This window comes from Mycolicibacterium flavescens (assembly GCF_001722335.1).
Lineage (GTDB): Bacteria > Actinomycetota > Actinomycetes > Mycobacteriales > Mycobacteriaceae > Mycobacterium > Mycobacterium flavescens.
Map to the genome: position 1 here is coordinate 294,573 of NZ_MIHA01000003.1, position 22,237 is coordinate 316,809.

The 22,237-nt window shown below is 69.0% G+C and carries 21 protein-coding genes; 12 read left to right on the plus strand and 9 right to left on the minus strand.

Annotated elements, in window-relative coordinates:
• Positions 1-35: 35 nt before the first annotated feature.
• The 5 genes from BHQ18_RS05880 (at position 36) to BHQ18_RS05900 (ending at position 4,285) form a co-directional block, all read left to right on the plus strand.
• The gene (locus tag BHQ18_RS05880; RefSeq protein WP_069412625.1) at positions 36-710 is read left to right on the plus strand and encodes a 5-oxoprolinase subunit B family protein; all 675 of its coding nucleotides are present in this window, start codon (positions 36-38) and stop codon (positions 708-710) included.
• Positions 707-1,603, plus strand: a complete 897-nt coding sequence (locus BHQ18_RS05885) for a 5-oxoprolinase/urea amidolyase family protein (protein ID WP_069412626.1) — start codon at positions 707-709, stop codon at positions 1,601-1,603. The genes BHQ18_RS05880 and BHQ18_RS05885 overlap by 4 nt, the downstream gene beginning before the upstream one ends.
• 44 nt (positions 1,604-1,647) lie before the next feature.
• Positions 1,648-2,229, plus strand: a complete 582-nt coding sequence (locus BHQ18_RS05890) for a GNAT family N-acetyltransferase (protein WP_069412627.1) — start codon at positions 1,648-1,650, stop codon at positions 2,227-2,229.
• A 176-nt stretch (positions 2,230-2,405) separates the two neighbouring features.
• On the plus strand, positions 2,406-3,554 hold the full coding sequence (locus BHQ18_RS05895) for a uroporphyrinogen-III synthase (protein WP_069412628.1): 1,149 nt from the start codon (positions 2,406-2,408) through the stop codon (positions 3,552-3,554).
• Positions 3,551-4,285, plus strand: coding sequence for a sirohydrochlorin chelatase (locus BHQ18_RS05900; RefSeq protein ID WP_084293897.1), 735 nt, complete (start codon positions 3,551-3,553; stop codon positions 4,283-4,285). The genes BHQ18_RS05895 and BHQ18_RS05900 overlap by 4 nt, the downstream gene beginning before the upstream one ends.
• Here the strand turns inward: BHQ18_RS05900 and nirD are convergent.
• Positions 4,262-4,624, minus strand: a complete 363-nt coding sequence (gene nirD / locus BHQ18_RS05905; RefSeq protein ID WP_069412629.1) for a nitrite reductase small subunit NirD — start codon at positions 4,622-4,624, stop codon at positions 4,262-4,264. The two genes, BHQ18_RS05900 and nirD, sit on opposite strands and share 24 nt — an antisense overlap.
• Positions 4,621-7,182: a nitrite reductase large subunit NirB gene (gene nirB / locus BHQ18_RS05910; RefSeq protein WP_069412730.1), complete on the minus strand. Its 2,562-nt coding sequence runs from the start codon at positions 7,180-7,182 to the stop codon at positions 4,621-4,623. The genes nirD and nirB overlap by 4 nt, the downstream gene beginning before the upstream one ends.
• 204 nt (positions 7,183-7,386) lie before the next feature.
• On the opposite strand from nirB, the gene BHQ18_RS05915 reads away from it, so the two are divergent.
• The gene (locus BHQ18_RS05915) at positions 7,387-7,821 is read left to right on the plus strand and encodes an Hsp20/alpha crystallin family protein (RefSeq protein ID WP_069412630.1); all 435 of its coding nucleotides are present in this window, start codon (positions 7,387-7,389) and stop codon (positions 7,819-7,821) included.
• Positions 7,822-7,871: 50 nt separating this feature from the next.
• Here the strand turns inward: BHQ18_RS05915 and BHQ18_RS30030 are convergent, their stop codons facing one another.
• Positions 7,872-8,306 carry a hypothetical protein gene (locus tag BHQ18_RS30030; RefSeq protein ID WP_205866055.1) on the minus strand — a complete coding sequence of 145 codons (435 nt, stop codon included), beginning with the start codon at positions 8,304-8,306 and terminating at the stop codon, positions 7,872-7,874.
• 10 nt (positions 8,307-8,316) lie between these two features.
• Positions 8,317-9,075: an isocitrate lyase/PEP mutase family protein gene (locus tag BHQ18_RS05925; protein ID WP_069412632.1), complete on the minus strand. Its 759-nt coding sequence runs from the start codon at positions 9,073-9,075 to the stop codon at positions 8,317-8,319.
• A 112-nt stretch (positions 9,076-9,187) separates the two neighbouring features.
• Between BHQ18_RS05925 and BHQ18_RS05930 the strand changes: the two genes are divergently transcribed.
• The 5 genes from BHQ18_RS05930 (at position 9,188) to BHQ18_RS30035 (ending at position 13,319) form a co-directional block, all read left to right on the plus strand.
• On the plus strand, positions 9,188-9,481 hold the full coding sequence (locus BHQ18_RS05930; RefSeq protein WP_064349304.1) for an Rv0250c family protein: 294 nt from the start codon (positions 9,188-9,190) through the stop codon (positions 9,479-9,481).
• 48 nt (positions 9,482-9,529) lie between these two features.
• Positions 9,530-10,372 carry a succinate dehydrogenase subunit SdhC gene (locus BHQ18_RS05935; RefSeq protein WP_069412633.1) on the plus strand — a complete coding sequence of 281 codons (843 nt, stop codon included), beginning with the start codon at positions 9,530-9,532 and terminating at the stop codon, positions 10,370-10,372.
• Between the two features lie 34 nt (positions 10,373-10,406).
• On the plus strand, positions 10,407-12,323 hold the full coding sequence (locus BHQ18_RS05940) for a fumarate reductase/succinate dehydrogenase flavoprotein subunit (RefSeq protein ID WP_069412634.1): 1,917 nt from the start codon (positions 10,407-10,409) through the stop codon (positions 12,321-12,323).
• The gene (locus BHQ18_RS05945; RefSeq protein ID WP_069412635.1) at positions 12,320-13,072 is read left to right on the plus strand and encodes a succinate dehydrogenase/fumarate reductase iron-sulfur subunit; all 753 of its coding nucleotides are present in this window, start codon (positions 12,320-12,322) and stop codon (positions 13,070-13,072) included. Before BHQ18_RS05940 ends, BHQ18_RS05945 begins: the two co-directional genes overlap by 4 nt.
• A gap of 85 nt (positions 13,073-13,157) precedes the next feature.
• Complete coding sequence (locus BHQ18_RS30035; protein WP_165614536.1) at positions 13,158-13,319, plus strand: glycoside hydrolase family 92 protein; 162 nt, start codon at positions 13,158-13,160, stop codon at positions 13,317-13,319.
• Positions 13,320-13,372: 53 nt separating this feature from the next.
• Here the strand turns inward: BHQ18_RS30035 and BHQ18_RS05950 are convergent, their stop codons facing one another.
• Complete coding sequence (locus tag BHQ18_RS05950; protein WP_069412731.1) at positions 13,373-13,861, minus strand: flavin reductase family protein; 489 nt, start codon at positions 13,859-13,861, stop codon at positions 13,373-13,375.
• A gap of 170 nt (positions 13,862-14,031) precedes the next feature.
• On the opposite strand from BHQ18_RS05950, the gene BHQ18_RS05955 reads away from it, so the two are divergent.
• Positions 14,032-14,703: a GAP family protein gene (locus tag BHQ18_RS05955; RefSeq protein WP_069412636.1), complete on the plus strand. Its 672-nt coding sequence runs from the start codon at positions 14,032-14,034 to the stop codon at positions 14,701-14,703.
• Positions 14,704-14,763: 60 nt separating this feature from the next.
• Here BHQ18_RS05955 and pe read toward each other — a convergent pair whose 3' ends face one another.
• From pe to BHQ18_RS05975, 4 genes are read right to left on the minus strand one after another with little or no spacing between them, the layout of a single operon-like run.
• Positions 14,764-15,900: an acyltransferase PE gene (pe, locus tag BHQ18_RS05960; RefSeq protein WP_069412637.1), complete on the minus strand. Its 1,137-nt coding sequence runs from the start codon at positions 15,898-15,900 to the stop codon at positions 14,764-14,766.
• Between the two features lie 48 nt (positions 15,901-15,948).
• Positions 15,949-17,691 carry an AMP-binding protein gene (locus BHQ18_RS05965; RefSeq protein ID WP_084293898.1) on the minus strand — a complete coding sequence of 581 codons (1,743 nt, stop codon included), beginning with the start codon at positions 17,689-17,691 and terminating at the stop codon, positions 15,949-15,951.
• 3 nt (positions 17,692-17,694) lie between these two features.
• A complete protein-coding gene (locus BHQ18_RS05970; RefSeq protein ID WP_069412638.1) occupies positions 17,695-20,694 on the minus strand; it encodes an MMPL/RND family transporter in 3,000 nt (999 codons plus the stop codon).
• A 30-nt stretch (positions 20,695-20,724) separates the two neighbouring features.
• Positions 20,725-22,146 carry a condensation domain-containing protein gene (locus BHQ18_RS05975; protein ID WP_069412639.1) on the minus strand — a complete coding sequence of 474 codons (1,422 nt, stop codon included), beginning with the start codon at positions 22,144-22,146 and terminating at the stop codon, positions 20,725-20,727.
• Positions 22,147-22,237 lie beyond the last annotated feature (91 nt).

Here is a 22,237-nt window from a genome sequence, read left to right on the forward strand (position 1 = left end):
GTGTACCGGTAGCTACTCGTGGGTAAGTTCGGGCCATGAGCGTGACAGCCGATGTGGTGGACCGACGGAAGCTCGGCACCGTGCGTGACTATGGCGACCAGGCGCTGCTGCTCGAGTTCGACAGCACCGCCGAAGTATTGGCGTGGATGGATGCGATCCGGCAGGCCGAGTTGCCCGGCGTGCTCGACATCGTGCCCGCCGCGCGCACCATCCTCGTCAAACTGGTCGGCCCCCGGTATCAGGCGCCGACGCGCCAGCGTCTCGGCACGCTGCGCATCAGCGCCGACCTCGACGCCGAACTGACCGCCCCGCAGGGCCGCAGCCCCGACGTCACCATCGACGTCGTCTACGACGGACCCGACCTCGACGAGGTCGCCCGACTGACCGGGCTGACCGCCGAGCAGGTCGTGGCCGCACACACCGGCTCGCTGTGGCGGGTCGGATTCGGCGGTTTCGCACCAGGTTTCGCCTATCTGGTCGGCGGAGGGCTGGAAGTGCCGCGCCGCGCCGAACCCCGCACCAAGGTGCCCGCAGGCGCCGTCGGCCTGGCCGGTGAATTCAGCGGCGTCTACCCCCGCGAGTCCCCCGGCGGCTGGCAGCTGATCGGGCGCATCTCCGAGGACCAGGACCCGCTGTGGGACATCGACCGCGACCCGCCCGCGCTACTTCGGTCGGGGCTGTGGGTGCAGTTCCGGGCGGTGGGGTCATGACCGCCACACTGGAAATCCTGCGTTCGGGCCCGCTGGCGTTGATCGAGGACCTCGGTAGGCCGGGGCTCGCGCACCTGGGCGTCGGTCGCTCCGGGGCCGCCGACCGTCGCTCGCACACGCTGGCCAACCGGCTGGTGGCCAACCCCGGCGAGCACGCCACGATCGAGGTCACGTTCGGTGGTCTGGCGGCCCGCGTCCACGGCGGCGGCAAGGAAGGGGTGGCCGTCGCGGTCACCGGCGCCGACACCGATCCCGCGGTCAACGGAATCCCCTTTGGCACCAACAGCATTCACTACGCCCACGACGGCGAGGTGATCACGCTGGGGGCGCCGCACTCCGGGCTGCGGACCTACCTCGCGGTGCGCGGAGGCATCGCCGTCGAACCGGTGCTCGGCTCGCGCTCCTACGACGTGATGTCGGCGATCGGCCCGCAGCCGCTGCGGCCCGGCGACGTGCTGCCGGTCGGCGAGCACACCGACGAGTTCCCCGAACTCGACCAGGCGCCGGTCGCCGCGATCGAGGACGACGTCGTCGAACTGCATGTGGTGCCGGGCCCGCGCGACGACTGGTTCGTCGACCCCGACGTGCTGACCCGGACCAACTGGAAGGCCACCAACAAGGGCGACCGGGTCGGGATGCGGCTGATCGGCATGCCCCTCGAATACCGTCAGCCCGACCGCCAACTGCCCAGCGAAGGGGTCATGCGCGGCGCAATCCAGGTACCGCCGAACGGGTTTCCGGTGATCCTCGGGCCGGACCACCCGGTCACCGGCGGATATCCGGTGATCGGCGTCGTCGCCGACGAGGACATCGACAAGGTGGCCCAGGTCCGGCCGGGACAGACGGTCCGGATGCACTGGACGCGGCCGCGGCGGCCGTTTCAGGACAGCTGAGCGTTGGTACAGACAGCGCTGCCGCGCGCTGGTAGAACAAAGGTGTGCATGTCGCCGACCCCCATGCTGCCGTCGCCCGCATCCACACCGCGCGCCTGATCCACACCTCGGACCTCGACTTCGAGACCCGCGCGGACGCCCGGCGGATGGTGATCGACGCCTTCGACGGCGACTTCACCGAGACCGACTGGGAGCATTCGCTGGGCGGCATGCACGCGCTGATCTTCGACCACGGCGCGCTGATCGCGCACGGCGCGGTGGTTCAGCGCCGGTTGCTCTACCGCGACACCGCGCTGCGGTGCGGCTACCTCGAGGCCGTCGCGGTGCGGGAGGACTGGCGCGGCCAGGGCCTGGCGCGCGCGGTGATGGACGCGATCGAGCAGGTGCTGCGCGGCGCGTACCAGCTGGGTGCGCTGAGCGCCTCGGAGGCCGGCCGCAGCCTCTACGTCGCGCGCGGGTGGTTGCCGTGGCAGGGCCCCACCTCGGTGCTCGCCCCGCAGGGGCTGACCCGCACGCCCGACGACGACAACGGGCTGTTCGTGCTGCCGGTCAACCTGCCCGACGGCCTCGAACTCGACACCACCGCCGCCATCACCTGCGACTGGCGCGACGGCGACCCCTGGTGACGCTCACAGCACGTCGACCGGGGGCGTGAGAGGAAGTTCACGGCGGAGTCACCGCACGGCACGTTGAGGCAATACTGCCTGCGTAGCGTGGTCGTCATGAGTATCCGCGAATCGTCGACACGTCGGCGCAATGGCCGGGTAACTCCTCGGAAACAACCCTTGAATACACAGGGCTCATGAGTGCGCCCGACTGGGCACCGCTCACCGGGTTCCGGGTGGCGGTGACGTCCGCCCGCCGTGCCGAGGAACTGAGCGCGCTGCTGCAACGCCGCGGCGCGACCGTCACCACCGCGGCCGCGATCACGATGGTGCCGCTGCCCGACGACGACGCGCTGCGGGCGCACACCGAGGATCTGATCGCCACGCCGCCCGACATCGTGATCGCGACGACGGGGATCGGGCTGCGCGGCTGGATCGCGGCCGCCGACGGCTGGGGTCTGGCCGGCGAGCTGACCGCCGCGCTGGGCAAGGCGCGGGTCGTCTCACGCGGCCCCAAGGCGACCGGTGCGTTGCGCGCGGCGGGTCTGCCCGAGGAGTGGTCGCCGGAGTCGGAGTCGTCGCGGGAGCTGCTGCACTACCTGGTCGAGGGCGGCATCGACGGCCAGCGCATCGCGGTGCAGCTGCACGGGGCGACCGAGGAGTGGGACCCGTTCCCCGAGTTCCTCGACGAACTGCGCGCCGCGGGCGCCGACGTCGTCCCGATCCGGGTGTACCGGTGGCGTCCGGCGCCCCGCAACGGCGAGTTCGACCAGCTCGTCGCCGGGATCGCCGACGGCCGCTTCGACGCGGTGAGTTTCACCTCGGCGCCCGCGGTGGCGTCGATGCTGTTGCGCGCCACCGAGATGGGCATCGAGAACCGGGTGCTCGCCGCGCTGCGCGGTGACGTGCACGCGATGTGCGTGGGCCCGGTGACCGCGCGGCCGCTGGTCCGGCTCGGGGTCCCGACGTCGGCGCCGGAGCGGATGCGGTTGGGCGCGTTGGCCCGTCACATCACCGACGAACTGCCGCTGCTGTGCGCGCGCACCGTGCGGGTGGCCGGTCACGTGCTCGAGATCCGCGGCACCTGCGTGCTGGTCGACGGTGTGGTCAAGGCGGTGTCGCCGGCCGGGATGGCCACCATCCGCGCGCTGGCCCACCGCCCCGGCGCGGTGGTGTCGCGCACCGACCTGCTGCGCGCACTGCCCGGCAGCGGCACCGACACCCACGCGGTGGAGACCGCGGTGCTTCGGCTGCGAACAGCGTTGGGCGACAAGAACATCGTGTCGACCGTCGTCAAACGCGGCTACCGGCTGGCCGTCGAGGACAACCTGGCGCAGGCACGATGAGCTACCTGCTGGTGGCGCACGGTACCCGCAAACGGACCGGCGTCACGCTGATCGGAGCGCTGGCCGAACAGGTGTCGCAGACGCTGGACGCGCCGGTGCACGTGGCGTTCGTCGACGTGCTGGGCCCGACGCCGTGCGAGGTGCTGCAGGGCATCGACGACCGCACCACGCTGGTGCCGGCCTTCCTGTCGCGGGGCTATCACGTCGGCACCGATATTCCGGCGCACGTCGCGGAAAGCGGACATCCCGCGGTGACGGTGACCGAGGCGCTGGGCCCGAGCCCGCAACTGGTCCGCGTCCTGATCGACCGTCTCATTGAATGCGGTTGGCGGCCCGGCGATTCCGTCGTACTGGCCGCGGCGGGGACATCGGACCCGCGGGCGCGCTCGGATCTGCGGCAGATGTCGGCGCTGCTGTCGGCGGTGACCGGCGACCGCGTGGAGTTGGCCTACGCCGCGACCGGTGAACCCAGGGTCGCCGACGCGGTGGCCCGGCTGCGTCGCCTGGGCGCGCGCCGCGTCGTGGTCGCGTCGTACCTGTTGGCGGAGGGATTGTTCCAGGACCGGCTGCGTCTCAGCGGCGCCGACGCGGTGGCCGACCCGCTGGGCACCCACCCGGCGCTGGTCCGGCTGATCGTCAACCGGTTCCGCCGCGCGATCGTCCCCGGCGAGCAGACGCAAACTGTCCCGAAATCCCGCGAAAACAGGTCACTTCGCGTCTGCTCGCGCTGAGATCTCGACCATTCCGGCTTCGGTGAGCCGCGTCGCGTACACCGGCAGCGCGACCGCCGGGTCATCCAGGCAGACGCCGTCGTCGAGCGCGAACGCCTGCTTCTTGATCGGCGACTGCACCGTCGGACGCCCGGACCGGTCACCGACGATGCCGCGGGACATCACCGCCGCACCGCAGAACGGGTCGATGTTGCCGACCGCGCGCAGCGATCCGTCGTCGAGGCGGAACAGCGCGGCCTGCGCACCGTCGGGCAGCAGCACCCCGACCCCGCGGTTGGGGATCAGGAAGTCGTACCTGCACGCGACGGTCCACACTGCGATGTCGTTGACCAGGCTCATGATTGCGGCACCTTCGGCATTCCGATGGACACGGGGACTCGTCGGCCGGCGGGGGCCGCGAACTCGATCGTGGGGTCGGCGACGTCGGGGGCGTTGACGAACGACACGAAGCGCGACAGCTTGTCCGGATCCTCGAGCACACCCTTCCATTCGCACGCGTACCCCTCGACGTGCCGGGCGACGGCCTCCTCGAATTCCCCTGCCAGCCCGAGAGAGTCGTTGCACACCACGTCGCGCAGATGGTCCAGGCCGCCTTCGAAGCTCTCCACCCACGGCGCGGTGCGCTGCAGGCGGTCGGCGGTGCGGATGTAGAACATCAGGAACCGGTCGATGTAGCGGATCAGCGTCTCGTCGTCGAGGTCGCCGGCGAGCAGTTCCGCGTGTCGCGGCGTCATCCCGCCGTTGCCGCCGACATAGAGGTTCCAGCCGGTCTCGGTGGCGATCACGCCGACGTCCTTGCTGCGGGCCTCGGCGCATTCGCGGGCACACCCCGAGACGCCCATCTTGATCTTGTGCGGGGCGCGCAACCCGCGGTAGCGCAGTTCCAGGTCGATGGCCATCTGCACCGAATCCTGTTGTCCGTAACGGCACCAATCGCTGCCGACGCAGCTCTTCACCGTCCGCAGCGCCTTGCCGTAGGCGTGCCCGGACTCCATGCCGCCCTCGACGAGGCGGCGCCAGATCTCGGGGAGCTGGTCGACGCGCGCACCGAACAGGTCGATGCGCTGCCCGCCGGTGATCTTGGTGTACAGGTTGAAATCCCGCGCGATCTCGCCGATCAGGATCAACTGCTCGGGGGTGATGTCGCCGCCGGGCACCCGGGGCACCACCGAATAGCTGCCGTTCTTCTGGATGTTGGCCAGGAAGTGGTCGTTGGAGTCCTGCAGCGAGGCCTGCTCGCCGTCGAGGATGTGCTCCGAACTCGTCGACGCCAGGATCGAGGCGACCACGGGTTTGCAGATGTCGCAACCTCTTCCGCTGCCGAAGCGTTCGATCAGGTCGGAGAACGTGCGGATCGAGGTGGCGGTGACGATCTCGAACAGTTCGGCGCGCGACTGGCCGAAGTGCTCGCACAGCGCCTTGGACTGGGCGACGCCCTCGGCCTCGAGCAGTTGTTTGAGCAACGGCACGCACGACCCGCACGAGGTCCCGGCCAGCGTGCACTTCTTCAGCTCCGGCACATCGCAGCAGCCGCCGGCGATGGCGTCGGTCAGGTCGCCTTTGGTGACGTTGTTGCACGAGCAGATCTGGGCACCCGCGGGCAGCGATCCGACACCGAGACCGGTTGACGCCGAATCGCTTCCGGCCGGGGCGATCAGCGCCATCGGGTCGCCGGGCAGCGGTTCGCCGACCATCGGGCGCAGGATGCCGTAGGCCGAGGCGTCGCCGACCAGGATCCCGCCGAGCAGCGTCTTGGCGTCGTCGGAGAGCACGAGCTTCGCGTAGGTCTGGTTGACCGCGTCGTTGACGACCACCTCGAGGCAGTTCGGCGTCGTGCCCATCGCGTCACCGAAGCTGGCCACGTCGACCCCGAGCAGCTTCAGCTTGGTCGACAGGTCGGCTTCGCCGAACTCGGCGGCGCCGCCGAGCAACCGGTCGGCGACCACCTCGGCGGTGGTGTAGCCGGGACCGACCAGCCCGTAGCAGCGGCCGTCGATCGCGGCTACCTCGCCGATCGCGTAGATGTCGGGATCGCTTGTCACACAACCGCGGTCGGTCAGCACGCCGCCGCGTTCGGCGCGGGCCAGGTCGGCGTCGACGGCCAGTTCGTCGCGCGGGCGCACCCCGGCCGCGAACACCACCACCCCGGCGTCGACGGTGCTGCCGTCGCTGAGCGTGACGCGCACCGAGTCGTCGTCGGCCGAGCGCCGCAGCGGCCGGTTGCGTTGCGCCGGGCGGATGTCCTGGGTGCCGACGCCGGTGTGCACGGTGATGCCGAGCTCGCCGATCATCCGGCCGAGCAGTGCGCCGCCGGCCTCGTCGAGCTGCTGGGCCATCAGCCGCGGCGCCATCTCCACGACATGGGCGTGCAGGCCGAACGAGCGCAGCGCGTTGGCCGCCTCCAGTCCGAGCAACCCGCCGCCGATCACCACCCCGGCCGCCGGGCGCCCGCCCTCGAGGGCGGCGGCGGCGCTGGCCCGGATGGCGTCGAGGTCATCGAGGGTGCGGTAGACGTGGCAGACCGGCAGGTCGCGGCCGGGCACCGGCGGCACGAACGCATACGAGCCGGTGGCCAGCACCAGCGCGTCGTAGGGCACCTGTCCGCCGTCGGCGGTGCGCACGGTCTTCGCCGCTCGGTCGATGCCGACCACCCGGCTGTCGAGCCGCAGGTCGACGAGGTCGTCACCGCGGTAGTCGTTGCCGGCGAGCGCCAGCCGGCCGCGGTCCCAGTGCTCGGTGTAGGAGGTCAGCCCGACCCGGTCGTAGGCCGCGTCGGCCTCCTCGGCCAGCACGGTGACGCGCCAGCAACCGTCGACGTCGCGCGCCCGCAACGCCTCGACGAACCGGTGCCCGACCATCCCGTGGCCGACGACCACCACATCTCTGGGTTCCTGCATGCCGCCGACGCTAAGCAGCCGATATTGCCGCAATGTCGCCTCGTGTGAAGCACCGATCACGGTGTGCTCACCAGCCGCTGCCGGGTGGTGTGAGTGCGCTTCGCCGGCGGCGAACGACACCGCGGGAACATGAGCGTGGTCGACTCAAGTTGTAGTGGGTAGCCGACCGGCGCGGTGCCGGTCCGTCGAGCAAAGGAGAGGGACATGAGCACTCTGGCACTGAGAAACCGCCCGGCCTGGGACATCGACCGCTGGGTACGCGACTTCTTCGGCCCCGCGACCGCCGACGACTGGTTCGCCGGCGCGTTCACCCCCGCCGCGGAGATCGTCCGCGACGGCGAGGACGCACTGGTGCGCGTGGAACTCCCCGGCGTGGACGTCGAAAAGGACGTCAACGTCGAGGTGGAACGCGACTACCTGGTGATCCACGGTGAGCGCCGCGACGAACGCGCCGAGGACAAGGACGGCCGCACGCTTCGCGAGGTCCGCTACGGGTCGTTCCGGCGGGCGTTCAAACTCCCGTCGCACGTCAGCCGCGAGGCCGTCTCCGCCTCGTATGACGCGGGCGTGCTGACCGTACGCGTCGCCGGTGCGCACCGCGGCGCCGAACCGCAGCGCATCGCGATCGAAAGCAAGTAACCGACCGAAAAGCCGGCGGAACCTCCAAGGGTTCCGCCGGCTTCGTCGTGTCAGCCGACGGTCGTCTCGGTCTCGAAAGTATCTGTGGTCTCGGTCGTTTCGCTGGTCGCCGTCGTGGTCAATGAAGTCGTGGTCGTGGTCGTCGTGGTCGTCGTCGTGGTGGTCGTGGTGGTGGTCGTGGGCGACGTGGTCGTGGTGGTGGTCGGCGACGTCGTCGTCGTTGTTGTCGTCGTGGTCGTTGTGGTCGTGGGCGTCGTCGTGGTGGTCGTCGTGCGGGTCAACGACGGCACCGGCGGCGGGATGACCTCGGGGGTTCTGGACGAGTCAGCGGTACGGACGACGGCGTAGACCAGGATCACCAGCAGGATCGCCAGCGCCACACCGCCGGCGATCACCAGCGGCTGCTGCTCATGCCAGTCGCGGTCGGGCTCGTCGCCGTCATGCTCGTCATGCTCGTCGTGCTCGTGGTGCTTGTCGGTGGGCACGCCCCGCACCTTAAACCCAGCGCTGCAGCAGCTCCTTGGCCCGCACCGACAGGGCGCGCTGCAGGAAGGGCCCGAAGCTGACCCGCGCGACACCGAGCGGACCGAACGAGGCGGGGTCGTCCTGGTCGGGCACGCCGATCGCGTTCACCGGCAGCGGCAACTCAGAGCACAAGCGGCGCAGCGTGTCCGGATCGTGGCGGCCCACCGGGTAGAGCACGTCGGCGCCGGCGGACGCGGCCTCACGGAGTCGGGCGACGGCCCGCTCGACGCGGTCGGACTCGTCGCCGTCCTGGCGCAGGAACAGATCGGTGCGGGCATTGACCACCACATGCACTCCGGCGTCGTCGGCGGCCTGACGCAGCCCGCCGACGAACTCGGCGTGTTCGGCCACCGACCGCAGCCGGCCGCCCTCGCTGTGCACGGTGTCCTCGATGTTCAGCCCGACGGCACCGGCCTCGAGCAGGCCCTCGATCAGCCGTGCCGGGGTCTGCCCGTAGCCCGCCTCCAGGTCGACCGACACCGGCACGTCGACGGCCGCGGTGATCTCCTTGACCCGGGCCACCACGTCCTCGAAGGCCATCCCCTCGTTGTCGGCCTTACCGAGGGAGTCGGCCAGCGGGTGACTGCCGACGGTCAACGCAGCAAATCCCTCGTCGACCGCGAGACGCGCCGACCAGACGTCCCAGACGGTCGGCAGAATCACCGGGTTGCCGGGCTGGTGTAACGCCAGCAGCGCCTCCGCGCGCTGATTGGCGGCTGCGTCGGGCATCGGGCCTCCTAATACGGGTTTGACGTGATCTGTCTCACTGTGCACTGCATGATGTAGCTAGCATCGGGTGTCGTACTGTGATTCCCGACACCCTTCAGCCCAAGGAGGTCACTTGTCCAGCACTACCGAACTCGCCGAACTGCACGAGCTAATTGGAAGCCTGCGCCGGTGCGTGACATCGCTGGCGTCGAGGTACGGAGATACTCCGGCCACGCGCCGCATCGTCAACGACGCCGAACGCATCCTCAACGACATCGATCGTCTGGACATCGACGCCGAAGAGCTGGAGCTGGCCCGCGGCGTGGTGCACCACCACGCCGGTGACCGCATCCCGATCCCGGACACCCAGTACGACACCGATTTCTGGCGCGGCGTCGACGACGAAGGGCTCGGCGGGGTCCGCTGACACGGACCTCCGCCGGATCCCGGGACAACTCAACACCGAAAGGCAACAGTGAGCGCACCCACCGCCGACCGCAAGGCGACCGGCGTCTTTTCGCCGAGCCGTGCCGAAATCCCGCAGCGCACCCTGCGCACCGACCGGTGGTGGCAGTCACCGCTGATCATCAACCTGGGCTTCGCCGCGTTCATCATCTACGCGACGGTGCGGGCGTTCATGCAGAAGTGGTACTACGTCGCCGACTACCACTATCTGACGCCGTTCTACTCGCCGTGCCTCGCGCGGTGGAACGCCGCCGAACAGTCCGGGTGCATCCCGGAGTCCAGCCACTTCGGCCAGTTCCTGCCCGACGTGTGGTGGCTGCCGTATGCGGCGATATCGCTGCCGTTCCTGCTGCTGTTCCGGCTGACCTGCTACTACTACCGCGGCGCCTACTACCGGACGGTGTGGCAGGCCCCCACCGCGTGCGCGGTCGCCGAACCCCACGCGACCTACACCGGTGAGACGCGGTTCCCGCTGATCATCCAGAACACCCACCGGTACTTCTTCTACATCGCCGTGGCCATCTCGTTGATCAACACCTACGACGCGATCGTGGCGTTCCGTTCCCCCGAAGGCTTCGGATTCGGCTTGGGCAACGTCATTCTCGTGGCCAACGTGGTGCTGCTGTGGACCTACACGGTGTCGTGCCATTCGTGCCGCCACGTCGTGGGCGGCCGGCTCAAGCATTTCTCCAAACACCCGGTGCGGTACTGGATGTGGAGCCAGGTCAGCCGACTCAACACCCGGCACAAGACGTACGCCTGGATCACGCTGGGGACGCTGATGCTCACCGACTTCTACATCATGCTGGTGTCCAGCGGTGCCATCAGCGACCTGAGATTCATTGGCGCGTAGGAACTTTCTGAGAAACGGTAGTGAGGTTTATTCGATGGCGGAATTAGAACGGCACTCCTACGACGTCGTCGTGATCGGCGCCGGCGGGGCTGGTTTGCGTGCGGTGATCGAGGCCCGCGAACGGGGCCTGAAGGTCGCGGTGATCACGAAATCCCTTTTCGGCAAGGCCCACACGGTGATGGCCGAGGGCGGGTGCGCGGCGGCGATGGGCAACGCGAACCCGAAGGACAACTGGCAGGTCCACTTCAAGGACACCATGCGCGGCGGGAAGTTCCTCAACAACTGGCGGATGGCCGAGTTGCACGCCAAGGAAGCCCCGGACCGGGTGTGGGAGCTGGAGACCTACGGCGCGCTGTTCGACCGCACCAAGGACGGCAAGATCAGCCAGCGCAACTTCGGCGGTCACACCTACCCGCGGCTCGCGCACGTCGGCGACCGCACCGGCCTGGAGATCATCCGGACCCTGCAGCAGAAGATCGTGTCGCTGCAGCAGGAGGACAAAGAGGAGTTCGGCGACTACGAGGCCCGCATCCGGGTGTTCCACGAGACCGTGATCACCGACCTGATCAAGGACGGCGATCGGATCGCGGGCGCGTTCGGCTACTACCGCGAGGGCGGCAACTTCGTCCTGTTCGAGACGCCGGCGGTGGTGCTGGCCACCGGCGGTATCGGCAAGTCCTACAAGGTGACGTCGAACTCGTGGGAGTACACCGGCGACGGGCATGCGCTGGCGCTGCGCGCGGGCGCAACGCTGATCAACATGGAGTTCGTCCAGTTCCACCCGACCGGCATGGTCTGGCCGCCCAGCGTCAAGGGCATCCTGGTCACCGAAGGTGTGCGCGGCGACGGCGGAGTGCTGAAGAACTCCGAGGGCAAGCGCTTCATGTTCGACTACATCCCCGCGGTGTTCAAAGGCCAGTACGCCGAGAGCATCGAGGAAGCCGACCAGTGGCTCAAGGACAACGACTCCGCCCGTCGTACCCCTGACCTGCTGCCCCGCGACGAGGTGGCCCGCGCGATCAACTCCGAGGTGAAGGCCGACCGCGGCACCCCGCACGGCGGCGTCTACCTCGACATCGCCTCGCGGCTGCCCGCCGAGGAGATCAAGCGCCGGCTGCCGTCGATGTACCACCAGTTCATGGAGCTGGCCGAGGTCGACATCACCAAGGAGCCGATGGAGGTCGGACCGACCTGTCACTACGTGATGGGCGGCATCGAGGTCGACCCGGACACGGGTGCGGCCAAGACGCCCGGCCTGTTCGCCGCCGGCGAATGCTCCGGCGGGATGCACGGTTCGAACCGGCTGGGCGGCAACTCGCTGTCCGATCTGCTGGTGTTCGGCAGGCGCGCGGGCATGGGCGCCGCCGACTACGTGCGCGCGCTCGGTGACCGGCCCGCGGTGTCCGAGGAGGCGATCGACGCGTCGGTGAAGCTGGCGCTGCATCCGTTCGAGGGCCCGTCCAACGGGGACGCCGCCGAGAACCCGTACACCCTGCAACTCGACCTGCAGGACACGATGAACGCCCTGGTCGGCATCATCCGCAAGGCCGACGAGGTCAGCGAGGCCATCGAGAAGCTCAAGGAGCTGCGCGAGCGCTACAAGCGGGTGAAGGTCGAAGGCGACCGGCACTTCAACCCGGGCTGGCACCTGGCCATCGACCTGCGCAACATGATCCTGGTCAGCGAGTGCATCGCGATGGCCGCGCTGGAGCGCACCGAGAGCCGCGGCGGGCACACCCGCGACGACTATCCGTCGATGGAATCCTCCTGGCGCAAAACGCTGCTGGTGTGCCGCGCCGAAGGTGAGACGACGGTGCCCGACATCGCCATCACCCGCCAGGACCAGGTGCCGATGCGCGACGACCTGCTGGAGCTGATCGACATCGAAGAGCTCGAGAAGTACTTCACCCCGGAGGAACTCGCCAACCACTCGTCTAGGAGAGACGCATGAGTTACCAGGCAAAGATGCGGGTGTGGCGCGGCGACATCGAGGGCGGTGCGCTGCAGGACTATTCGGTCGAGGTCAACGAGGGCGAGGTGGTGCTCGACATCATCCACCGGCTGCAGCAGACCCAGACCGGCGACCTGGCCGTGCGGTGGAACTGTAAGGCGGGCAAGTGCGGATCGTGCTCGGCGGAGATCAACGGCCGGCCGCGGCTGCTGTGCATGACGCGGATGTCGACGTTCTCGGAGACCGAGGTGATCACGGTGACGCCGCTGCGGACGTTCCCGGTGGTGCGCGATCTGGTCACCGACGTGTCGTACAACTACCAGAAGGCACGCGAGATCCCGGCGTTCAAGCCGCCCAAGGATCTGCAGCCCGGCGAGTACCGGATGGCGCAGGAAGACGTCAACCGGTCGCAGGAGTTCCGTAAGTGCATCGAGTGCTTCCTGTGCCAGAACGTCTGCCACGTCGTGCGTGACCACGAGGAGAACAAGGAGGCGTACGCCGGGCCGCGGTTCCTGATGCGCCAGGCCGAACTCGACATGCATCCGCTCGACGTGCACGGGCGGCGGGCCGAGGACGCCCAGGAGGTGCACGGGCTGGGCTACTGCAACATCACCAAGTGCTGCACCGAGGTGTGCCCCGAACACATCAAGATCACCGACAACGCGTTGATCCCGATGAAGGAGCGCGCCGCCGACCGCAAGTACGACCCGGTGGTGTGGCTCGGCGACAAGTTGTTCCGGCGTCGTTGACGAGGGCATTGACGGGGGCGTTGACGGGCGCGAATCCGTAGGTAGTCTGCGGGGAAGCGGCCAATCAACGACGAAAGGTTGCACCGTGGCACTTCGACAGCGACATAGCGTCAACGACATTCGCACTGCGATCCGCGAGCTGAGCGTACGAGCGCAGTTGGCCCGACGAGAGGGCCGCACCGCCGACGCCGCCGAGCTGGAACAGCGCATCGCCGGCTACCGCGACGAGCTCGGCGCCTGTCCGTAACACCGCGGTTTGGGTGCGCTACCTATCGCGAGACGACTGGTGGCGCACCGAAATCACCCGTTGTTGAGGCGGCGAAACGTGCTGCGGTGGAACACGATCGGCGCGACATCCGGATGCACGGTGATGTCGCAGACCCGCAGCAGCACGATGTGGTGATCGCCGGCGGGCACCAGCTGCTCGACCCTGCTCTCCAACCAGACGCTGGTGCCTTCGATGAACACCGCGCCGGACTCGCGTGACACCGTCTGCAGACCCGCAAACCGGTCACCGGTCTTGGCGGCCAGCGTGCGCGCGGCCGCGTCGTGCGACTCGCCGAGCACACTGATCCCCAGCGACGGCAGCTCCCTGAGCTTGGGCCAGGTCTCCGAGGTGTTCTGCACGCAGAACGACACCAGCGGCGGGTCCAGCGACACCGGCACGAACGTGCTCGCCGCCAACCCGACCCGGACACCGTCGACCTCGGCGGCGATCGCGATCACGCCGGTCGGGAAATGCCCGAACGCTTCGCGCAGCGTCGAGGGGTTCAAATCTGTAGCGCTCATCGCTTCCATCTTCACACGGTGCCCGGTCGACCGGCCAAGTCCCGGTTCCACCTGACGGACATCGGCCGTGCGCACAGCACCGGCGTGCTTCGGAATCGCGCTGAGCCCAACCGGTAACCTGACGCGGACGCCCGCCCGGGTGACCGCTACGCCGAGGACTGACGCATCGCATGTGGATCACGCTCTTGGTGATGGCCGTCGCGGTCAGCCTCGAGCCGTTCCGGGTGGGCATGACGGTCCTGATGATCAATCGCCCCCGGCCGGCGCGCCAACTGCTCGCCTTCCTCACCGGCGGCTTCGCGATGGGCATCGCGGTCGGTCTGGTCGCACTGTTCCTGCTGCGCCCCGCGCTCGGCGGCAGCGACTCGACGCTGCCCGTCGTGCAGATCGTCGTCGGCGCGGTGCTGCTGGTCAACGCGGCGCTGGTGGTCGCCGGCGTGTGGAGCCGCGGGCTGGACGCCGCGAACCTCACCGAATCCCGGTTCGGCCCCCTGACCGCCCGCGCCCGACGCGTGCTCGAGGGCCGGTCGCTGTGGACGGCGACGGTCGCGGGCCTGGGCATCGCGCTGCCCTCGGTCGACTATCTGGCGGCGCTGGCGCTGATCGCCGCGTCCGGCGCCGCGACGACGGTCCAACTGGGCGCGCTGCTGGTGTTCAACGTCGTGGCGTTCGCGCTGGTGGAGATCCCGCTGCTGTGTTACCTGGTGGCCCCGCACCGCACCCGCGCCGCGCTGTCGGCGCTCTACGACTGGCTGCGCGCGCAGGGCCGCCGCGGGGTCGGCGCGCTACTGGCCGTCGCCGGCGGGGTGCTGCTCGCGGTCGGCCTCGCCGGCCTCGGGTGATCTCGGCGTACTGGGTTGCGCTCACCGCACCCAACTACGCCGAAATCGCTCAGGTCGGGGTCAGGTCGGCGGGTTGTTCAGCACGTACTGCAGACCCGACAGCAGCTGCGACACCGGGTCGGCGCCGCCGCCGAACGCGGCCTGGGTGGCCGGGGCGGTGACCTCCGCGGGGTCGTAACCGTTGACCGGGTCGACGGTGATCGGCGCGGTCAACGGGTTGTCGTGGCGCGAGTAGCCGGCGTCGACGTACGGCTTGAGCACCGCGTCCAGCTTGATCAGCGTCTCCTGGTCGACGCCGAGGTACTTGAACGGCAGCACCAGCGGCAGGTGTTCCTCGGGGATCATGAACGTCGTGGTCTTCGCGCCGCGCGAGTTGACGACCGTGCGGATGTTCTGCGGCGGCACCATCTCCGGGCGGGTGAACGCCACCGCGGTGTGACCGGTCGCCAGGCCGACGATCGCGTTGGCCACCGAGATCCAGTTGTCGGGGCGGTCGGGCCAGTCGGCGATGCTGTCGTAAGCCGAGACGAACTGGTAGGTGTCGTACTGGCTTTCGACCGGCGGCGGGATCCGGTAGTCCAGCGACGGCACCACGGCGCCCACCGGGAACATCTGGGTCAGGAAGCTCTCGCCGAACGCGTGCCGCGCGACCGGGTCGCCGTACATCGCGAAACTCAACTGGTCCGGCGGCGGTGCGGCCGGGTCGTAGGCCAGCTTGGCCTGCACGTCGTTGAGCACCATCGCGCCCTCGGACAGCCCGATCACGGTGCCCTGGCCACCCTCGCGGACCGCGTTGATGACGTTGGGGGTGCCGACGTCGACGGACTCGCCGACGCTCGGACCGTCGAGGCCGAGGCCCGGCACGTAGCGGTCGCCGAACGCGCCGATACCCGGGAACAGCCGCTCCAGGGTGTGTCCCTGCACCTGACCAGCCGGATAGTCGACGATCTGGCGGTCCAGGCCCGGGAACCAGTCCGCGCCCGTGCGCATGATGTATTCGTCGTACGGGATGCCCAGCACGTGCGCACCGCCCAGCGCGTACGCCCGTCCCGGCGTGCCCAGCGGCGGCGGCCCGTCGGCCGGGGCCGGCGGCGGTGGCGGTGCGGGTCGTTCGTCGGCCGCCGCGACACCGAGGCCGAAACAGCCTGCGGCGCCGAGGGTTGTCAGCGCGGACCCGAAGGCGAGAAATCGTCTCATGCCTGTTCGCACACCTCCCCGACCTGTCGGTCGCACTGCCACCAAACCTTACCCCGCCGCGTCACGTCGGGCCCCATCCAGTCTGTCGAACCCGCCGCGCTGATACAGCTCCACGCACGCCGCCCGGCGGACCTTGCCGCTCGTGGTCGTGGGTAACGACCCGGCAGGCACCAGCACCAGGTCTTCGACGCTGAGCCCGTGGGCATTGGAGATCGCCGCGGTGACATCGCTTTTGATGCCGGCCAGCCGGCGCTGCGCGTCGTCGTCGAGGTCGGCCGGTTTCTTCAGCTCGATGACGGTGACCAGCCGTTCGGCGCCGCTTCCGGGGACCGCGACGGCCGCGACGCGCCCGCCGGTGATCTCCTGCACCGTCGCCTCGATGTCCTCGGGGTAGTGGTTGCGGCCCCGGATGATCAGCAGGTCCTTGATGCGGCCCACGATGAACAGCTCACCGCCGTGGACGAAGCCGAGGTCGCCGGTGCGCAGCCACGGGCCGACGGGCGTTCCCGGCGACGGGTCGACAAGTGTTGCGCCGAAACAACTCTGCTCCCCGGGCGGTCTGCCCCAGTAGCCGTCGGCGACGTTCTCACCGTGCACCCAGATCTCGCCGACGACGTCGGGCGCGCACTCGCGCGATGTCTCGCTGTCGGCGATGCACAGCACCGGGGACTTCGGCAGCTCGTAGCTGACCAGCGCCGACCCGGTCCGCGAGTCACACCGCTGCGCACGGCCCGCCGACAGCTCGTCGACATCGAAGCGGGCCACCTCGACCGAATCGCTCCAGGAGCCGGCCGTGACGAACACCGTCGCCTCGGCGAGACCGTAGGACGGACACAGCATGTGGCTCTCGAAGTTGAAGTGCGAGAAGCGGTCCGCGAACCGCTCCAAGGTGGCCGGGTCGACGCGTTCGGCGCCGTTGATGATGCCGCGCACGCCACCGAGGTCGAGCCCGTCCAGATCGCTGTCGACGGTCTTGCGGGCGGCCAGGTCGAAGGCGAAGTTCGGGGCGGCCGAGAATGCGCGCGGATTCTCCGCCAGCGCCTGCATCCATCTGGCCGGCCGCTCCAGGAACGCGGTCGGGCTCGTCAGCGCGGCGGGGATGCCGGACAGAATGGGGGCGCAGATGCCGAGCACCAGACCCATGTCGTGATAGAAGGGCAACCACGACACGAACGTCGCGTCGGTCGATACCCCCGCCAAGAAGCGGCCCATCACCTGTTCGAAGTTCACCTGCAGGTTGCGGTGCGAGATCATCACGCCCGTCGGCGCCCGGGTCGAACCCGAACTGTATTGCAGGTAGGCGATATCCGGCAGTTCGGTCAACTCGACCACACCGTCGTCGTCCTGGCACACCGAGTCGATCTCGATCAGCGTCGGCGTGGTGTCCAACCCACCGACGAAGTCGCCGACGTCGGCGGCCGCCGATGACGTCGTCAACACCACCGTCGGCGCGGTGTCGGCCAGCACCGAGTCGACCCGCTCGTGCCCGGATCCCGGATGCGGCAACGGAAGCGGCACCGCGATCAAACCGGCCTGCATCGCGCCGAGGAACGCCAGGATGTACTCCATACCCTGCGGGGCCAGGATCACCGCCCGGTCGCCGACCGCCCCGTGCCTGCGGATCTCACGGGCCACGTTCATCGTGCGGCGCGCCAGCTGCGACCAGGTCAGGCGCTCGGGCACCCCGGCCCAGTCGCGGCTGAAGTCGGTGAACGTGAACGCGAGATCGTCGGGCCGCAGACTGGCGCGGCCGTGCAGAATCGACAGGATCGAGGACTGAGGTGTGGTCACGGGTCAGCTCGTCGAGTCCGCGGGGACGCGCTCGGCGGGGCCCGGGGTGTCCAGGCGCGACGGCCACCAGTTGGCCCGGCCCACCATCGCGGCGATCGCGGGCACCGTGATGGTGCGAACCACAAAGGTGTCCAACAGGATTCCCACTCCGATCACGAAACCGCCCTGGATCACGATGCCGATACTGGAGAACAGCAGACCGGCCATCGAGGCGGCGAAGATCAACCCCGCCGCGGTGATCACACCGCCGGTCGAGCCCAGCGTGCGGATCACTCCGTAACGCACGCTGTGCGGCGACTCGTCGCGCAGCCGCGACACGAACAGCATGTTGTAGTCGGCGCCGACCGCCACCAGCACCACGAACGCCAATGGTGGCACGCTCCAATGCAATTCCTGTCCCAGCAGCATCTGGAACGTCAGCACCCCGATGCCGATGGCCGCGAAGTACGACACCACCACCGACCCGACGAGGTACAGCGGCGCAATGATCGCGCGCAACAGCACCATCAGTGTCAACAGCACGACGATCAGGGTCGCGGCGATGATGAACCGGATGTCCTGCTGGTAGTAGTCGCGGGTGTCGCGCAGCGCGACGGGGAAGCCGCCCATCGAGATCGTCGCGTCGGCGAGCATGGTGTTCGGTTGCGCGCCGCGCGCGACGTCGGCGATCTGATTGACCTGATCCATCGCCTCGGCGCTGAACGGGTTCAGCTCGGTCTGCACCAGGTAGCGCACCGAGCGCCCGTCCGGCGAGATGTACGCGGCCGCGGCCTTTTTGAAGTCCGGCAGGTTGAGCACCTCGGCCGGGATGTTGAACCCGGCCTGGTTCGGGTCGGCGGCGTTGTTGCGCATGGTCAGCAGGAACGTCGACGCCTCGTTCAGGCCGGCGGCGATCACCTTGACCTGCTCGACGAGTTCGTCCACCCCGCCCGCGACCTCGCGGCTGCCGGTGGCCAGCCGGTTGGCGCCGCGCTGCAGTTCGGCCAGGCCGCGCTGCGGGCCGCCGGGCTGATCGAGGCCCATCGCGTTGACCGCCTTGGTGACGTTGGCCATCGCGTTGTTGAGTTTCTTGACCGCGTCGTTGAGGGTTTCCCGGTCCTCGACGCCCTGCAGTTCCTGGGCCAGACCGTTGATCTCGTCGAGGCTGCCGTCTTCGCGGGCCTGCACCAGCCGCTGGAACTGCTGGCGGGTGTCGACGCAGGACGGGTTGGCGTCGCAGACCGCGTTGCCGTTCAGCGCCGCCAGCACCGGGCCGATCCAGGCGAACATGTCCCGGACGGTGCGGAAGTTCACGCCCATCGAGTTGCCCAGCGCGTTGATACTGGTGACCAGTTTGGCGGCGACCTCGACGTCGCGGACCAGTTTGTCGCCGCCGTACTCGGTGCGCACCGAGGAGAACGTGTCGACCAGTTCCTGGATGCTCGGCGCGATCGTGTTGATCTGGCCGCGCACGTCGGCGAGGCTCTCGGCCAGCGTGTCGGCGCCGTCGGTGAGCCGGTTCAGGTCGCCGGTGCGCTGGCCGATCTGGGCGGAGCCGTCGGCCAGCCGGTCGCCGACGATGCCGGCCTGGAACGTCGCCCGGAACTCCAGCGGCACCTCCCCGACCGGGCGGGTGATGCCGCTGACCAGCCCGACGTTGGGCAGCTGCGCCACCCGTGAGGCCAGCTGCTCGAGGTCGGCCAGCGCCCGCGGTGAGCGCAGGTCGTGCGGCGACTGGATCAGGATGTACTCCGGGATCGACCGGCTGATCGGGAAGTGCCGTTCCAGCGCGGCATACCCGACCGAACTGGGCGCCGACGCGTCGACCACCTTGCGGTCGTCGTAGTTGTAGTCGGCGAACACCGCGATGCCGGCCAGCAGCGCCAGCACCAGCAGGCTGCCGACCAGGTGCGGCACCGGGCGGCGCACGATGCGGATGCCCGAGCGGCGCCAGAACCGCGCGGTCAGTTCGCGTCGCGGTTTGACCCAGCCGCGCGGGCCCGCGAGCACCAGGATCGCCGGCAGCAGCGTGATCCCGGCGAGGTAGGCGATGCCGATGCCGATCGCCGACGACACCCCGACGGTCTTGAACACGCCCATCTGGGCGAAGCTCAGCATCAGGAACGTCAGGCCGACCGTCGCCGCGGACGCGGTGATGACCTTGCCGATCGAGCTCATCGCCGCCCGGACCGCGTGCTCGTAGCCGTCGCCCGAGCGCAGGTAGTCGTGGTAGCGGCTGATCAGGAACACCGCGTAGTCGGTGCCCGCGCCGGCCATGATCGCGCTGAGGAACACGATCGACTGGTTGGACACCCCGGCCCCGGTCAGCGACGAGTACGCGGCCACCGCGCCCTGCGCGATCAGCAGCGACGACCCGATCGTCACCAGCGGCAGCAGCATCGTGACCAGGCTCCGGTAGACCAGCAGCAGCACACCGAGCACCAGCACCGCGATCGCGATCTCGATCGGCAGCCGGTCCTGTTCACCGGCGACGGTGAGGTCGGCGACGGTGGCCGCCGGGCCGGTCAGGTACACGTCGACCGTGCTGCCCGCGACGGCCTGCTCGACGGTGTCGGAGACCCGGGTGAACGAGTCGAACGCCCGCGGGGTGCCCAGTTCACCCTCGAGGCTGACCGGCAGCACCCAGGTCGTCTTGTCCTCGCTGGTCAGGAACGGCCGCAGCTGCGGGGTGGCGACGAAGTCCTGCACCGACACCACGTCGGTGACGTTGTCGCGCAGCGTGTCGACCAGCTTGCGGTAGGTGTCCTCGTCCTCGCGGGTCAACCCGTTCTCGTTGATCAGCGCGATCAGCAGCAGGTCGTCGTTGCTGGATTCGCCGAACGCCTCGGCCATCTTGGTGGCCGTCACGGTCGACGGCGCGTCGGCCGGCAGGATCGACAGCGGGTTGCGCTGAGACATCTCGCCGAGCGACGGGAAACTCAGCGGCAGCGCGACCAGCAGCGCGAGCCACACGCCGATGACCGCCCAGGGCCAGCGCACCACAAAATCGGCTAACCGCCGCATATCGTCCTCACCGAGATTTGAAGCTCCACGCTAAGCGACGCGTCCCCAGCTGCCGCTGTCGGCGACCAGTGAGCACACCGATCGCATGGTCTGCATGTAGCGGGTGACCGACTTGGCCGCGACGTTGTTGTCCGGGTGCATGATGGCCATCACCGTGCCCTCGCCGTACCGGAAGATGTAGATCGTCAGCTGGTAGGAGAACCGCCCGTCGGGGTAGATCCCGATGTTGTCGGCCAGGCCCATGTCGGCGGCGGCCAGCACCGCGTTCAGCGGGGCGGCGCCGGCGTGGAAGAAGTTGGACACCGGGAAGTTCGGTTGCGGCCAGTTCAGGTCCGGCGCGAGTTCCAGCACCCGGTAATACGGCACCTTGGCCATGTTCAGGTTCGAGTCGAACGACGCCTGCGCCGACCAGGCCGCGTCGGCGAAGGAGGCCGCGCCGATCGGCACGGTGATCGGGATGAGGCCGGTGAACCAGCCCTGGGTCATGAAGTTGTCGGTGGCCGTGCGCGAATCGCGCGGGGTCAGGCCGTAGTAGGTCAGCGCACCGGTCAGTTCGTGCTCGACCTGCGCGAGGCAGGCGAACAGCCCGCCCACGAACCGCGCCCCGGCCGCCGCGCAGGCCGCCTCGAAGCGTTCGGTCTGCCCGGTGTCCATCAGGACCTCGGTGGTCATGGTGCTGCTTTTCGCTTCCAGGTGGTTGCCCAGCGGCAGCGGGAACTCCGGGAAACCGCCGCCGCTGTTCTCGGCGAAGTCGATCCAGGCCCGCACTTCGGGCGAGTCGACGGTCAGCTCGGCGGTACGTTCGCGTTCGCGGATGCAGAACTCGTCGAAGCTGCCGGCCTCCGGCAGCACCAGCGCCTCTCCGCCGCTGCTCAGCGCCGAGTACATGCCGTTGGCTTCGAGCATGGTGGTGCCGATCAGGGTGGCGTCGCCGTGCACGTGGTCCATGGCCGCGAAGAACGTGAACCGGCCGTCGTTCTGGATGATGCCGAAGGTGAAGCACCCCCACTCCAGCGGGCCGGGGATGCCGACGACGTGCTCGCGGATCTGCTCGACGGTCATGGTGCCGTGGTCGACCGGGACGAACTCGATGTCGGCCGGGTCTTCCAGCGCGTGCCGGATGAACTGCCCGTCACCGGCATGCCGGAACCAGCTGCGGAACGTGTCGTGCCGGCGCAGATAGGCGTTGACGGCGTGGTCCATGGCGTCGATGTCGCACTGGCCGCCGACCTCGCAGCTGGCGATGATCTGGCGGGAGAAGTTCATCCCCGCGTCGGTGCGCTCGCAGTAGTTGCGCAGGTGCTGACCTTGCATGTAGCTGACGGGCACGGTGCTCACCGGCGCCTTGCGCGCCTTGTCGACCGCAGCGGCCGTCGGATGCCACGACGTGACAGCGCCCGAGCTCAACGACCATTCCTCAAGTGCGCCAACCGTGATCTTGCCGATCCGCAAAAGCTTCTTGTCCTTCCCAGTGCTGCCCGATCCGCCGGCTGACGATCGGCGTATGGGCAGTCGCCGGATCAACATACTCTCGCCCGTGCCA

Bases quoted from the DNA above. Each gene is read 5' to 3' on its own strand.
- BHQ18_RS05970 (WP_069412638.1), bottom strand. From the start codon at position 20,694: ATGCGGCGGTTAGCCGATTTTGTGGTGCGCTGGCCCTGGGCGGTCATC.
- BHQ18_RS05950 (WP_069412731.1), bottom strand. From the start codon at position 13,861: ATGAGCGCTACAGATTTGAACCCCTCGACGCTGCGCGAAGCGTTCGGG.
- BHQ18_RS05940 (WP_069412634.1), top strand. From the start codon at position 10,407: ATGGCGGAATTAGAACGGCACTCCTACGACGTCGTCGTGATCGGCGCC.
- BHQ18_RS05895 (WP_069412628.1), top strand. From the start codon at position 2,406: ATGAGTGCGCCCGACTGGGCACCGCTCACCGGGTTCCGGGTGGCGGTG.
- nirD (WP_069412629.1), bottom strand. From the start codon at position 4,624: ATGAGCCTGGTCAACGACATCGCAGTGTGGACCGTCGCGTGCAGGTAC.
- BHQ18_RS05925 (WP_069412632.1), bottom strand. From the start codon at position 9,075: ATGCCCGACGCAGCCGCCAATCAGCGCGCGGAGGCGCTGCTGGCGTTA.
- BHQ18_RS05885 (WP_069412626.1), top strand. From the start codon at position 707: ATGACCGCCACACTGGAAATCCTGCGTTCGGGCCCGCTGGCGTTGATC.
- nirB (WP_069412730.1), bottom strand. From the start codon at position 7,182: ATGCAGGAACCCAGAGATGTGGTGGTCGTCGGCCACGGGATGGTCGGG.
- BHQ18_RS05900 (WP_084293897.1), top strand. From the start codon at position 3,551: ATGAGCTACCTGCTGGTGGCGCACGGTACCCGCAAACGGACCGGCGTC.
- BHQ18_RS05955 (WP_069412636.1), top strand. From the start codon at position 14,032: ATGTGGATCACGCTCTTGGTGATGGCCGTCGCGGTCAGCCTCGAGCCG.
- BHQ18_RS05915 (WP_069412630.1), top strand. From the start codon at position 7,387: ATGAGCACTCTGGCACTGAGAAACCGCCCGGCCTGGGACATCGACCGC.
- pe (WP_069412637.1), bottom strand. From the start codon at position 15,900: ATGAGACGATTTCTCGCCTTCGGGTCCGCGCTGACAACCCTCGGCGCC.
- BHQ18_RS05945 (WP_069412635.1), top strand. From the start codon at position 12,320: ATGAGTTACCAGGCAAAGATGCGGGTGTGGCGCGGCGACATCGAGGGC.
- BHQ18_RS05880 (WP_069412625.1), top strand. From the start codon at position 36: ATGAGCGTGACAGCCGATGTGGTGGACCGACGGAAGCTCGGCACCGTG.